This is a genomic window from Veillonella parvula (assembly GCF_002005185.1).
Lineage (GTDB): Bacteria > Bacillota > Negativicutes > Veillonellales > Veillonellaceae > Veillonella > Veillonella parvula_M.
Genome location: NZ_CP019721.1, coordinates 657,821 through 673,089, shown reverse-complemented (window position 1 = coordinate 673,089; position 15,269 = coordinate 657,821). Strand labels below are relative to the sequence as shown.

Here is a 15,269-nt window from a genome sequence, read left to right as displayed (position 1 = left end):
CGGCTTTCATATTCCTTACATGATTCTTACATGACTAGAGTATACTAAATAACCCATTTAATCAAGTCAAATTTACTTTGTAAGCCCTGCTTGTTGCATCAACAATGCAATTTGAGCCTTCATTTGTTCATTATCTTCCTTCACAGAGGATAATTCATCAATACGTTGTTGCATACGTGCATTATCAGCCTTCACAGAAGACAATTCGTTAAGGCTTTCTTGCATGCGTGCATTTTCAGCTTTCAATGCTGTTACCTCATCTTGCAACACATAAACAGAGCTGATAGGGCCACCTTTATAACGTTCTGGAATCGCTTTCTTCGCATCGGAGTTACCGAATTTGTGAGTTACACCAGCATTCACCATATTATGATGACCACCAACAGATACGCCTACATGGAACATTGTGTCTTCTGCAGAGTAATGTGCAACACCTAACGCCGCCGCAGTTTCACCTCTGTAATTACCAACACCAGCCATTACTTGAGTTGGCTCCAATGGATCGTATTGAATTGGTTTCAACGCAGCCATAGCCGCTGCATGTGCGCCTACACGTTGTGTTTCGCCCGCTACAGCATTGATTGCATTCGCCATCTTATCTGTTGCACCTTTTAATTGATTTACGTTAACCGCATCAGTACCGTTTACACCAGCCGCAACATTGGTAATTGTATTACCACCGTTGTTGAGACCATCTTTAGTAAGGCTTACAGCATTACCGCTAGCAGGTGTAATTGTTACACCGCCACCGTTCATAACTGTAGTATTACCTGCAGCATCCTTAGTTGTTACTGTTTCAAGACCTTTCAACTCTTTAGCCATACGAACCTTGAGGTTACCAGTACCGTCGGATACGACACCTAAATTATCTTCTGTAGTCAACTTGCTAGCATCAGTAATACCGCCGATAACGTTTACTTGTTCATTAAGCTTTTTGTTGATTACAGCGCCGCTATCGCCACTGTATTTCATACCATCGTCTTTAGTTGCCACTTGGTGGGTTTTACCATTTTCGTCTTGGTATTTAATACGCGTGATTTCGTTGCCTTCGATATCAGGGTCACCTTTTTCAACAGAGATATCAGCACTGCGACCGTCCTTACCATTAAGACCGATGTGACCTACACCGTCTTTACCGGACATGGATACAGCATCTTTACCGTCTTTACCAGCGATACCTACCTTGCCGTCTATGCCGTTCGCCGTATCTGGGCCTGTGATGGATACGCCATCTTGACCATCTTTACCAACTTTAATAGTCCCTTTATCGCCGTCGATTTCAACCTTGTCGCCAGCTTTGATTGTGCCTGCATTGCCATCGATAGCGATTTGTTTCTTCGGATCGGAGCCCAATGTTACTTGGTCTTTAAGACTTACTTCATAGTTTTTGGAACCATTCGGATTGTCACTTGGCGTAACCTTAATATTATCGCCCGCTGTTACCGTCGTAGTCGCAGCAGCTGCAGCTTGATCCAATTGAGATTTATTGACTGCATCAGTTGGAGCTGTACCAGCAGCTACATTCGTAATCTTGTTACCACCATTATCCAAACCATCTTTAGTTAGACTCACAGGGTTACCGCTAGCAGGTGTAATTTTCATGCCGCCGCCATTTACAACTGTAGTGTTGCCTGCAGCATCTTTAGTTGTTACTGTCTCAAGACCTTTTAAGTCTTTTGCCATACGAACCTTGAGGTTATTGCTACCATCGGATACGACACCTAAATTGTCTTCAGTAGTCAACTTGCTAGCATCAGTAATGCCACCGATTACGTTTACTTGCTCATTAAGCTTTTTGTTGATCACGGCACCGCTATCGCCACCGTATTTCATACCATCGTCTTTGGTTGCCACTTGGTGAGTTTTGCCATTTTCGTCTTGGTATTTAATACGCGTGATTTCGTTACCTTCGATATCAGGGTCGCCTTTTTCAGCAGTAATATCCGCACTACGGCCGTCCTTACCATTAAGACCGATGTGACCTACACCGTCTTTGCCGGACATGGATACAGCTTCTTTACCGTCTTTACCAGTAATGCCTACCTTGCCATCTGTGCCGTTCGCACCATCTGGACCTGTGATAGATACACCATCCTTATTATCACCTTTGCCAACTTTTACAGATTCAGCTTTAAGATTTTTGCTCATCTTCACGTCAATGGTCGTGTTGCCTGTTGCTGCATCTTGTTTGATGAAAGTCTTAATATTTTCACCGCTATAATCGCTATCAGCAGCTTTACCTTCGCCTTGTACGATTACTGTAGAACCTAATTTACTAGTTTGTACACCGCCTACATTGGCATCAAATTTAAGACCTGTTGCAGTTTGATTTGCCAAAGCTTGTTTCAATTGGTCTTCTGTTGCGGCACGACCAGATACAACATTACCTGGATCCCAAGTCTTATTATCAAGACCCGTAATATAGTTGCCTGTATTACCAGGATTCGCACCATCAGCTTGTTTACCCATTGTTACGTCCCCTGCTTTCACAGTGTCCGTAGCCGTAACAGATCTAACATTAAGGTCTTTCTTTAATTTAAGAGCAATCTTAGTATCATCACCAGTTTGAGTAATTTCTGTAGTGATGTTATCATCGCCGTTTACAGTTACTTTAGAGCCTAATTTATTCGTTTTTTCATCGTCATTATCCGCGTTAAAACGAAGGCCTTTATTGATAAGGTCAGTTTTAGTATTATCAATTTTATTATTTAAATCATTCTTGGCATTCGTAATTTGGTCACCAAGATCTTGCTTAACTTGATGTAATTGACCACCGTTAACTGCATCTTTGGAGTTCGGAGCCACGTCGCCGTTAGCAACATTCGTTACCTTTTGGTCGTTTGCATTGATACCATTTGGAGATACATAATTCTTACCACCTACGGTCAAACCGCCGTTATTGATGGTAGTATCACCAGCTGTAACACTGTCCAAACCAGTCAATGTTTTAGCCAATTTTACATTCAATGTACCTGTACCGTCGGATACAACACCGATATTGTTGTCAGACAATGTACCTGTAGCACCGCCTTTAACAGCAACCGTATCACCTAATTTCTTATTGATTGTTGCACCAGAGTCCCCATCAAAGTTCAAACCTTTTTCAATAGTTTTATTGATAGTAACGATATCACCAGCATTCTTTGCGATATTTTGCGTATTATTAGCAATATTACCGGCATTTGTTGTGATATTTTGTTTGTTATCAGCGATAGCTTGTTTATTTTTGTCAATTTGATCCTTATTGGTATTAACCGTATCGTTAACCTTTTTCAACTGATCTTCTGTAGCAGCGCGACCAGGAACAGCCACAGGATTGTCTACATTCCAATCTGTATTTTGAAGGCCTGTTACATGTCCTGCATTACCATCTACAGTTACAGGATGTGCAGTACCAACATTGATTGTATTGCCTAATCCAACAATATATTCCTTACCACCTGCTGCATTTGTACCTTCTGTTACAGTTACATTTGCATCTTTTGCTTTCACAGTAGGCGCTTTATCGATAGAGTTAATCGCATTTTGTAATTGACCATAGTTAACCGCATCATTAGAGTTAGTACCATCAGCTACATTGGTAATCTTTTGGTTGTTCGCATTGATACCGTTTGGAGATACATAGTTTTTACCATCTACGGTCAAACCGCCGTTATTGATAGTAGTGCCGCCAGCTGTAACGCTGTCCAAACCGGTCAATGTTTTAGCCAATTTAATATTTAGCGTATCAGTGCCATTGGAAACAACACCGATATTGTTATCTGTCAATTTAGTTGCATCAGTCACGCCGCCTACAACATTAGTTTGTTCGCCTAATTTACGCGTGAATTTATTATCTACAGCTGCTGCAGCTTTTACATCACCTGCATAGGATACGCCTTTTTCCACTTCTGTTTTAACTGCAAACAATTGGCTACCATTGATAGCATCAGTGGATGTAGCAGAAATACGACCAGCCGCTACATTAGTAACAGTCCGTTCCATACCTGCCTTACCTACGCTTACTGTGGAAGCAGGGTTTGTGCCTGCAAAGTTATGAGTGACCCCATTGATTGTAGCAGAAGGAGTAGCCGCAGCCGCTGCTGTTTCAGAGCCATTACCGATGGCTACGGCATTGTCATTAGCTACTTTCGTATTATTACCAAGAGCTAAACCATTAGCCCCTGTCACAGTAGCACTGTTACCTAAAACCATGCCGTTATCTGCGGAAATAGTGGAGTTACTACCTACTACATAGGAATTATCCGTTGTAATGGTATTCTTATAACCGAACGCACCGGCTGTATTACCTTTAACCGTACCAGCAGTAACCTTTTTAATTTTATCGCCATTAGACTCTGTAGTTTCAGTAACAGTAGCCGACCCTACGGTATTTTCACTACCGATAGCATATGCATTATTACCATATACCTTATTGCCTCTACCAAGAGCGCCTGCAGCAGAACCAGATAGAGTAGCATTTGTCATATCAAAGCCTACTATATTCGCATCGCCGAGGGATGTGGATTTCTCACCATACGCACCGGCTTGGCTACCGATAGCCAGAGAGTTATTCCCCCAGCTACGAGCCATAGCACCAATAGCGGAACTAGCCACACCTTTTGACAAGGAGTTAGCACCGATAGCATTAGAGCCTGTGCCTAAAGACTGTGTCATCATACCAATAGCAAGGCTGGCATTTCCGATAGAAGCAGTATTTACATAGTTCTTACTATCATTAAGACCTGCTGTACCCAATCCACTTGGATGTAATGCAGCCACTTCACGGTTAAAGTTTTTCTGCGTACCTGGCACCGCTAAATCAGGAATAACCTTATATAAATCAGGTTTTGCTTTATCGATATCATCACCGCCGATAGCGATAGAAGAGTGTCCAATAGATCTTACATCACCACCGATAGCGACAGATTGTGTGCCATATACCTTCGCTACACTACCGATAGCTACAGATTGTGAAAACAGCTGTCCGTCACCATCAACAGTAGCATTCTTTCTAATTATATTAGCTTCCGCTGCAGCACCGATGACTACGTCACCACGAGAACCGTAAGAAGCAGCTTCTGCACCCATTACAACTGCGCCGGAGCCAGGTTGTTGATGATACATGGAAATCGTGCTCTTTGCTTGACGACCTATTACAATATCGCCATTTTCCTTTGCCACTGACCCTTGACCGATAGCAATAGTACCCGCAGGATATGGAACCTTCACTCGTTGTTGCCCTTCAGCCTTCGCACCATTACCGATGGCAATACCATTTTCACTTGTTGCTAATGTAGCCGCGTCATTACCTATCGCCACAGACTTAGCACCTGCGGATTTTGCATTATCGCCGACTGCCACGCTATTGCTACCAGTAGCAGCAGCGCCAGGGCCTTGTACTACATTTGCTTCTGCAATCCCCGATACTAAACAACCCGTAATAGCAAACACGCATAAAGCTGCACGGAAAGTAATGCTCGTTCTTGCAGAACTCACACTAGCTTTACCTCCACCGCTCTTAACTAACTCAGATACTACAACGTAGCAATTTTTAGCTTTACTCCAAATTACATTATAAATTCGATTCATGTTATTCCTTTCTCACCGAACTACCGGCTCTACCGGTTAAGCCTTCTATTTATAGCCTCATATAAAATACAAAATAAAAGAAGAAGTAATAGACATAAAAAATCATCTACACTTCTAACATAAAACAATAGTACTCAATACTATAGTTTAAGTACTATTACGTATATCTTTTCCTATAAGATACTCACTCTAGCGACTACTATATCAAAAATATTCAATATTGTAAACAACTTTTTCATGTTTCATTCATTTTTATAGTTTATTTAATAGATTTAAAAAATAAGATAGAAATTCTTCATCTTTTCTATATATTTATGGAATTAAATTTACATATTCACATATGAAAGATTTAGTCTATGTATAAAAAAGCCGAGGCAGTTTGTGCCTCGGCTTTCATCATATGATATAGTCTAAATTTTATTGAATTGTAGGTGCATTAATCGCTTTGCGAAGGTCTACTGTAGGAAGTTCATCCACCGTAGGACCCATTTTTTCATCCACAGGTTTCACGCGATTATTACCGTCTTTCATGGCTTCGTTCAAGCTGAAGATAACCATTTCGTTCATGTAGAAACGCAATTCATCATCATGTACATTGGCTGTATTGCGATCCAAGATATCGATGATTTGTTGCGCATAGTCCAATTTAGCGTCTTCAGATACAGTTGCATGTTCTGTGAAGAACTGTTTGTAATCGTTGTACAAACGATCTAATGCCAAACGCCCATAGCTATCGTTTTTATAACGATGGCTCACGATATACCAGCTACGACGAACATTCATGTAGTACAACACATTGTTACGGTACCGTTCTTGACCGGTCATAACGCGGGAATCATCCATGATACGCTTGCCCTTTTGGTCCAATTGGAATTGTGTGAAAGCATTCACTACGTCGCGAACTTCTTCGCTAGGCACGGAAAGTGCCACTTCTGTTTCAAGCACATTCAATGGTTCAGCCGGTTGTTCTGGCATCATCAATCGGTCTTGAGCCGCATCCGCTTGGCCTACCGCGCACACACAAGCAAGTGCCAATACAGGCATAAATGTTTTGAATTTCATACTTCCTCCTTATGATGAGCCGCCCCAGAAGGGGCGGCTTTCATATTCCTTACATAACAAGACTAAGAATTCTTTTTATTTGGAAAGTCCTACTTGTTGCATCAACAATGCGATTTGAGCTTTCATTTCTTCATTATCGCGTTGTACTTGATCGTATTTAGCAGTTAACTCTAAATCATGTTGTTTCATGCGTTCATTTTCAGCTTTCAATGCAGTCACTTCATCTTGTAATACATATGCAGAGCTGATAGGGCCTGCTTTATAGCGAGCTGGAACTGCTTTCTTAGCATCGGATGTACCAAATTTGTAGGATACACCTGCATTAATCATGTTGTCATGACCGCCAAGAGATACGCCCATATGGAACATTGTGGATTCATTAGTATAATGTGCTACGCCTACAGCAGCAGCTGTGCTGCCTTTGTAGTGGCCTACAGCAGCCAATACTTGAGTTGGTTCCAATGGATCATATTGTAAAGGTTTGAGGCCGGAAATAGCTGCACTAGTAGCACCTACATCAGCAATCTTACCATCCACACTACGCATAGCACTGCTCAATTGGTTTACGTTAACCGCATCAGTGCCGTCCACACCAGGGCCTACATTAGTAATTCTATTACCACCATTGTTAAGGCCGTCTTTAGTAAGGCTTACAGCATTACCTTGAGCAGGCGTAATTGTCACGCCGCCACCGTTCATAACAGTCGTATTACCAGCAGCATCTGTAGTAGTTACGGACTCAAGACCTTTCAAGTCTTTCGCCAACTTGATGTTATAGCCATCACCAGCAGCGTTTTTCACAACACCGATATTGTTGTCCACCAAACGATTCACATCAGCACCACCAGTAAGGTTCATAGTATCTCCCAAACCACGAACCACTTTACCGCTATCGCCAGGTTGGTCACCTTGGAATACACGGCCTGTTCTTGCTTTGTTATTGAAGTCGTCATTAACAGCTTTCAATTGATCTTCTGTTGCCGCACGACCAGGAACTGCTACAGGGTTTTCAGGATTCCAAGTTTTGTTATCCAAACCTGTTACGAAGTTTCCTTCTTTACCGTCGGAAGTTTGCTTGCCTACAACTACATCGCCGGCTTTCACAGTATTTGCCGTTACAGAACCATCATTGCCGTCAATCTTAACTTGATTACCGCCATTGCCAGCTGTAATTGTACCTGCAGAACCATCGATGTTAACTTGTTTTGCTGGATCTTGACCAAGAGTGATCTTATCATTTAATGCCATCTTGATAGCGCCGTTGTCCACGGAAGTTTTGATGTTGCCGTCACCTTTTAGGTCGATTGTCTCGCCAAGAGGTTTCTTCACGGATTGACCGTCTTCCGCTTTAAGACCGAAGCCTGTGGATTTGATGTCTTCAATAGCTGTATGCAATTGACCGCCGTTTACAGCGTCCTTGCTACCAGCGCCAATAGTACCGTCAGCTACATTAGTGATCTTCTTATCAGCCGCATCGATACCGTCTTTTGTTACCTTAGGACCGTTTTCGATAGTCAAACCGTCTTTATTGACAGTAACAGCTTTGTTGCCACCATCATTGATTTGCAAGCCGTCTTTCGTCAACTTAGTTGCTTCATTAGCGCCATCCTTGATAGTAACGCCGTTTGTATCCATCTTAGTATCGCCTGTTGTTACAGTGTCTACAGTGATGTCTTTTTTCAATTCTACCTTAACAGCACCGTCGTCTACGGATGTTTTGATATTTTTGTCATCACCTTTAACCTTAACAGTTTCACCAAGAGCTTTCTTCACGGATTGACCGTCTTCCGCTTCAAGGCCAAAGCCTTTAGTTTTAAGGCTTTCAACAGCATCATGCAATTGGCCACCGTTTACAGCGTCTTTGCTATCTTTTGCAACCGTACCGTCAGCTACGTTAGTAACCTTCTTGCCTGCTGCATCGATGCCGTCCTTCGTCATGGATGGACCATCGGTAATTTTCACGCCGTCTTTTGTAACAGCTGTCAACGGATTACCGGCTGCATCATTAATAGTCATGCCTGCGCCGTTTACAACGGTTTTACCGTTTGCACCGTTAGCTCCGTTGTTGAAAGTAATGGAGTTCAAGTCTTTAAGGTCTTTTGCCAAACGAACATTGAGGATATTATTTTTGCTGATAACGCCAATATTGTTTTCAGTCAAATCAGCTTCGTTTGTTACGCCGCCCTTAATGTCCAATTGTTCATTAAGTTTTTTCTTAATCACATTACCGGAGTCACCACCGTATGCCATACCATCATCCTTGGTTGCCACTTGATGTGTCTTACCATTTTCATCAGTGTATTTAATACGAGTGATTTCGTTACCGTTGAGGTCCGGATCACCTTTTTCAACAGAAATATCAGCGCTACGGCCGTCTTTACCGTTGAGTCCGATGTGACCTACGCCGTCTTTACCAGAAATAGATACAGCTTCTTTGCCGTCCTTACCAGTCACAGCTACCTTGCCGTCTGTACCGTTCGCTGCGTCAGGACCTGTAATGGACACGCCATCCTTACCATCTTTGCCAACCTTCACGGATTCAGCCTTAAGGTTTTTATTCATCTTCACGTCGATAGTCGTGTTACCTTTATTGTCTTGGTTGATGAAAGTTTTAATATTTTCACCGCTGTAGTCAGCATCATCAGCTTTACCTTCACCTTGAACAGTGATAGTAGAACCAAGTTTATTAGTTTGTTCGCCGCCTACATTAGCATTGAATTTCAAACCTTTATTAGTCAATGCGTCCGCACTATCCTTGATTTTGTCATTCAAGTAGTCCACATTAACCGCTTCGCTGCCATCGTTGCCTGTAGCATATGCTACATTCGTTACGTGAGTCCCACCTTGTTTGTTATTGTATGTAGGGCCTTCGTAAGTTACCTTGGATTTGTCAAGATTGCCAGCAGGGTCCAAATCATACTTAACAGCGCGATCATTCAATTTATCAAGTTTGGATTTAGAAGCAACGTCTTTGATTGTAACGGTTTCTGTTTTATCTGGATGATTCTTATCTTGTACAGTCAACGCTACATCGCCGTTCGCATCCACAGTGTAGTCTCCATTAGAGCCTGCCGCTTGATTTTTGATCAAACGATAATCAGTGGAGTTAGCACTTTGAGCATCCAACGCTTTTTTCAACTGATCTTCTGTTGCCGCACGACCGGATACAATCTTATCTGCATCCCAATCTTTATTATCAAGACCTGTTACATAGTTGCCTGTTTCGCTGTCGCCGGCCGCGTTGTTAACAGTTTGACTACCCATAGTAGCACCGCCTGCTTTCACAGTCTTAGCAGCCGTTACGGAATCAAGATTTTTAAGGTCTTTCGCCAATTGAAGTTCCAATTTGTTAGTGCCATCAGCTTTTACGTTGATATTGCCGGCTGCGCTCTTGAACGCTGCAGATTCAGCTTCAGTTACGCCTTCACCTTGTACTTTCACCAAGGAATTCAATTTTTGTTTATTCACAGTACCAGAATTGTTACCAGTGAATTGTAAACCGTCCTCCATAGTCGCAACTTGGTGTTCGCCGTTGCCGTCTTTGTAAACGATACGTGTAAGACCGTTTGTACCGTCTACACCTTTTTCGCCTTTAACGCCAGTAGCAGGATCATCATAACCAGGTTTTACGGACAAGTCGATACCATTAGTACCGTTCACGCCGTTTGTTCCGGCAGGGCCTGTCAAGCCGATGTGGCCTACGCCATCCTTACCGGAAATAGAAACTGCTTCTTTACCATTTTTGTCAGTAACAGCTACCTTGCCATCTGTACCGTTCGCTGTGTCAGGACCTGTAATAGATACGCCATCCTTACCATTTTTGCCAACCTTCACAGATTCAGCTTTAAGGTTTTTATTCATCTTCACGTCGATAGTCGTATTGCCTGTCGCCGCATCTTGTTTGATAAAAGTTTTAAGGTTTTCACCACTGTAATCAGCGTCAGCTGCAGTGCCTTCACCTTGAATTGTAACAGTAGATCCTAATTTGTTAGTTTGTATGCCACCTACATTGGCATCGAATTTGAGACCTGTGTTAATCAAGTCATTCTTGGTATTCGTAATTTGATCGCCAAGGTCTTGTTTAACTTGATGTAATTGACCGCCGTTTACAGCATCTTTGGAGCCAGCCGCTACGTTACCATCTTTCAAGTTAGTAATTTTTGTACCGTTAGGACCTTCCAAAGTTACCGTATCTTTATCAGTTTCACCGTCATATTTCACGGAACGATCTTTTACTTTATCAAGTTCAGTTTTGGACGCAATATCCTTAATCGTTACAGTTTTAACATCACTGGATTTTTCGTCTTTTACCTTCAAGTCAACTTGATTGTTTTCAACTTTATAGGAACCGTCTGCCGCGTTGTTCGGATTAGCAATTAAGCGGTAATCTGTAGCACTTGCATTAGACGCTTTCAAAGCATCGCTAACCTTCTTAAGTTGGTCTTCTGTCGCTGCGCGTCCCTCTACATACGTAGGATCTGAAATGTCCCAAGTTCTATTATCTAAACCTGTTACAAAGTTACCAGTTTGGTTGCCACCTTTTTTATCCGCTACCGTATGATTACCTACAGTCGCAGTACCTGCTTTCACAGTGTCGGATGCCGTTACGGATTGCAAGCCTGTCAAGTTTTTCGCCAATTGCAATTGTAATTTTGCATTGCCATCAGCGCCAACAGCCGCAGAAGTAACACCAATATTATTGCCTGTAGCAAGATCGGAAGCACTTGTTACACCACCATTGATGTCCACTTGTTTGTTAAGTTTTACATTAGATGTAGCACCCATGTCACCTTTGAATTTAAGGCCGTCGTTCAAGGTTGCCACTTCTTCGTTAGAGCCATCAGGTTTTTGGTACACGATACGAGTTGTAGTTGTACCTGTTGCACCGTCAACCCCAGGTTGACCATCACGGCTAACGGAAATGTTAGTCGTTACACCGTCTTTACCGTTGATACCGATTTTACCGTCTTTACCGTTTGCACCAGTAGCAGTAATCGTTTCAACTTTGAGGTCTTTGCCAAGTTTCACATCAATTGTGCTGTCGCCGTTACCGTCTTGAGAGATTTCCGTAATGATGTTGGAGTTATCCCCTTTAACTGCTACTTTGGAGCCCAATTTATTTGTTTTTTCGCCGCCTGTATTAGCGTCGAATTTAAGACCTTTATCAATAAGATCTTGTTTAGTTGTATCAATCTTATTGTTTAAATCATTTTTAGTATTTGTGATTTGGTCACCAAGATCCTGCTTAACTTGATGTAATTGACCGCCGTTTACAGCATCTTTAGAACCAGCCGCTACGTTACCATCTTTCAAGTTAGTAATTTTTGTACCGTTAGCACCTTCTAATGTTACTGTGTCATGACCTGTGTTACCATCGTATTTCACAGAACGATCTTTTACTTTATCAAGTTCTGTTTTAGACGCAATATCCTTAATTGTCACAGTATTAACTGTACCGGATTTATCGTCCTTCACTTGTAAATCAACTTTATTGTTATCAACCTTATAAGAACCATCTGCCGCATTGTTCGGATTAGCGATTAAACGATAATCAGAAGCACTTGCGTTAGCCGCTTTCACAGCATCACTAACAATCTTAAGTTGATCTTCTGTTGCCGCACGGCCAGATACATAGGCAGGATCAGTTAATGTCCAATTTTTATTGTCCAAACCGGATACAAAGTTACCGTTCTGAGCAGCACTTTTGTTATCTGTTACAGATTGGGTACCCATAGTAGCAGTACCAGCTTTTACAGTTCTTGTAGCAGTTACCGTATTAACATTGATATCTTGACCCAATGCAACCTTAATCGTTGTATCGTCGCCAGTTTGTGTAATTGTAGTGTTGATGTTAGTACCATCACCAGCTACTGTTACCTTGGAGCCTAATTTATTTGTTTTTTCGCCGCCATTATCCGCATCGAATTTCAAACCTTTATTAATAAGCTCTGTTTTTGTATCATCAAGTTCTGTTTTAGATGCGATATCCTTGATAGTTACAGTTTTCTTATTCGCAGGGTTTTTAGCATCTTGTACAGTTAAGTCAACTTTATTGCCAGATACAGTGTATGCTTTATCAGCAGCACTGCTGTTTTCAGTCAATTGGTAATCTGGAGCGTCTACGTCAACTTTATATGTTTTATATGTACCGTCAGTACCTTCTGTAATCGTTGTATTTTTACCAGCAACAACTTTTACTGCTTTTTGCGCTTCATCACGAATAACGGATTTACCATTGTCAGTAATATTGGACAAGTCTTTATTTGCCGCATTGTCGATTTTATTCTTAGTAGCATCAGTCAACGCCACATCGATTGTTTGGTTGTTAACAGATGTCGTAACATAAGAACCATCGCCTTTTACAGTCAATGTTTGGTTGTCCAATAAAACGTCATTGTTACCGCTGTTGCCGGCTACTTTCAAGTTAACATTGCGCAATTGTGCCACATTAACAGCATCAGTATCCGCAGTACCTGCAGCCACGTTTGTGATTTGACGAGTTTTCGTACCGCCGTCACCTACGGACACCGCACCCATAGTGGATGTCAACGCAGCGCCTGTCAATCCGCTATATCCGTTTGTACGGCTGTCTGCAGTTTTAACATTATAACCTGCTTTACCGGCCGCAACGGAAGCAACGGAATTCGCACCCAATGCAACGCCGTCATCTACGCTGGATTTTGCTTTATAACCGATAGCAGTACTGTTCGCATTAGCTGCAGTCGCATCAGCACCGACAGCTGTAGCGAAGTTACCTGCTGCAGAAGTACGTACACCGGCTGCTGTCGCATTATTGCCTGTAGCACCTGTGTTATCGTAGTTCGCATCAGCAGATGTGCCTTTAGCACTGAAGAAATTCGTTTGCGCCGCTTCAACAGCCTCTTTTACCGTATGGTATGTGCTGTTCTTGATATTGAAATCAGGCGCTTTATATGTAGAACCATTCGCTTCATAGCCCGTATAAGTAGGACCTGCGATGGATTTTGCCAAGTTACTGTTTACAAATTTTAATTGTTTAACATTTGTTGCGTCAGTATCGTTTTCACCACCTGCCACGTTGATGATACGGCGTTCAGAACCTACGTTACCTACTGCAACTACACCGTTTGCAATATTGTTATTTTGTTGGTTAGTGAAAGCAGAGTAACCATTAACCAAGGCACCTCTTACTTCCGTACCAGTACCCAATGCCAAGGAATTATTGGATTCTGCAACGGCATTTGTACCGATAGCCATGGAGTTAGTACCTGTAACAGTAGCACCAAGACCGATAGCTGTCGTATTAGTATTGTTTGCTTTCGCTTCTTTACCGATTGCAATGGCACCATCTTTAGAGGCATTAGCCGCACCGCCAAGTGCAAGCGCATCAGCACCCAAGGATTTTGCATTACCACCTAATGCGATAGAGTTCGATAATTTAGCTTGGGAAGAACTACCCATAGCGATAGCATCAGCACCAGCAGCATTAGAGCTACTACCCATGGCAAAGCTGCTTACACCACTTGCATTGGCACTTTTACCCATCGCTACCGCATTTTGTGCGGATGATTGCGCCGTATTACCGATAGCAAAGGCATTCTCTGCACTAGCATTAGCACTATAACCCATAGCTACCGCATTAGCGCCACCAGTACTGGATGAAGAACCGAATGCCATAGAATCATCTGCACCAACTGCAGTACGAGCTTTTGTACCGAAAGCAAGAGAACGAGCCCCTTCTGTTACGGTATTACCATCGCCATTATATTTAGCACTTGGAGTACCATGTTGTTGACCAGGTAATTTTATAGTTTCTGCCGCACCAATTGCGATAGATTGATCCGCTTTTGCTGTAGCGGAGTAACCCATGGCAAAACTACCATTACCCTTTGCCCAGGATGCAGTACCCAATGCTGTGGAGAACTCACCTTCTGCGGCAGATTGACGCATCATAGCCAAGGAGTTAAATCCGCTCGCCTTTGTAGCTGTACCAAGAGCCATAGCAGATGGTGATAAAGCCTGAGCATAATGACCTAAAGCAAAAGAAATACCACCTGTGGCCTGAGCATAGTTACCGATAGCTAAACCGGAATAATAAGTTGGATTACCAGCTTCCTGAATATTTGTATTTTTACCGATAGCAATGCCAGCAAAACTATTTTCTGTATAGTTACCTCTATCTGTACCATTGTACAAATGACTGTTATCAAATGGTGTCAGGTTCCCAGGGTTTTGATAATTGTATAAATAACTACCTTCACTATAAACTACATTACCAGTAGCATAACCAGCGCCATTTACATCATTAATCGTCATAGCAGTATATGTAGCAGCATTAACCGTAGTAATATTACCACCCATCAATAATGCAGCCACCGCCATAATCGCACTCATGCGTGCCCAGGTTGTACCGTTTTGTACGGATTTTACCTTACCGCCACCTGTTTTTACAATTTCAGATACTACTACGTAGCATTTTTTTGTCTTACTCCAAATAACATTATAAATTCGATTCATAATTATCCTTTCTTACCGAAAACTCAGTAAAACACACCACTTGTGTTGCATAATATTGCAAAGATAATAAAAAGAAGAAGTATAAAGATTAATTATCATCTACACTTCTTACACCAAATATTAGTATTCCAAATTACGAT

Annotated in this window: 3 protein-coding genes; all 3 read right to left on the bottom strand. The window is 42.1% G+C overall.

Features of this window, described 5'->3' with window-relative positions:
• Positions 1–72: 72 nt before the first annotated feature.
• A complete protein-coding gene (locus tag B1A77_RS03070) occupies positions 73–5,571 on the bottom strand; it encodes an ESPR-type extended signal peptide-containing protein (protein WP_077707889.1) in 5,499 nt (1,832 codons plus the stop codon).
• 417 nt (positions 5,572–5,988) lie between these two features.
• Complete coding sequence (locus B1A77_RS03065; protein ID WP_077707888.1) at positions 5,989–6,633, bottom strand: hypothetical protein; 645 nt, start codon at positions 6,631–6,633, stop codon at positions 5,989–5,991.
• A 75-nt stretch (positions 6,634–6,708) separates the two neighbouring features.
• Positions 6,709–15,129: a YadA-like family protein gene (locus B1A77_RS03060; protein WP_077707887.1), complete on the bottom strand. Its 8,421-nt coding sequence runs from the start codon at positions 15,127–15,129 to the stop codon at positions 6,709–6,711.
• Between the last annotated feature and the right edge of the window lie 140 nt (positions 15,130–15,269).

Excerpts from the sequence above, each read along its gene's own strand:
- B1A77_RS03070 (WP_077707889.1), bottom strand. The coding sequence starts at position 5,571 with ATGAATCGAATTTATAATGTAATTTGGAGTAAAGCTAAAAATTGCTAC.
- B1A77_RS03065 (WP_077707888.1), bottom strand. The coding sequence starts at position 6,633 with ATGAAATTCAAAACATTTATGCCTGTATTGGCACTTGCTTGTGTGTGC.
- B1A77_RS03060 (WP_077707887.1), bottom strand. The coding sequence starts at position 15,129 with ATGAATCGAATTTATAATGTTATTTGGAGTAAGACAAAAAAATGCTAC.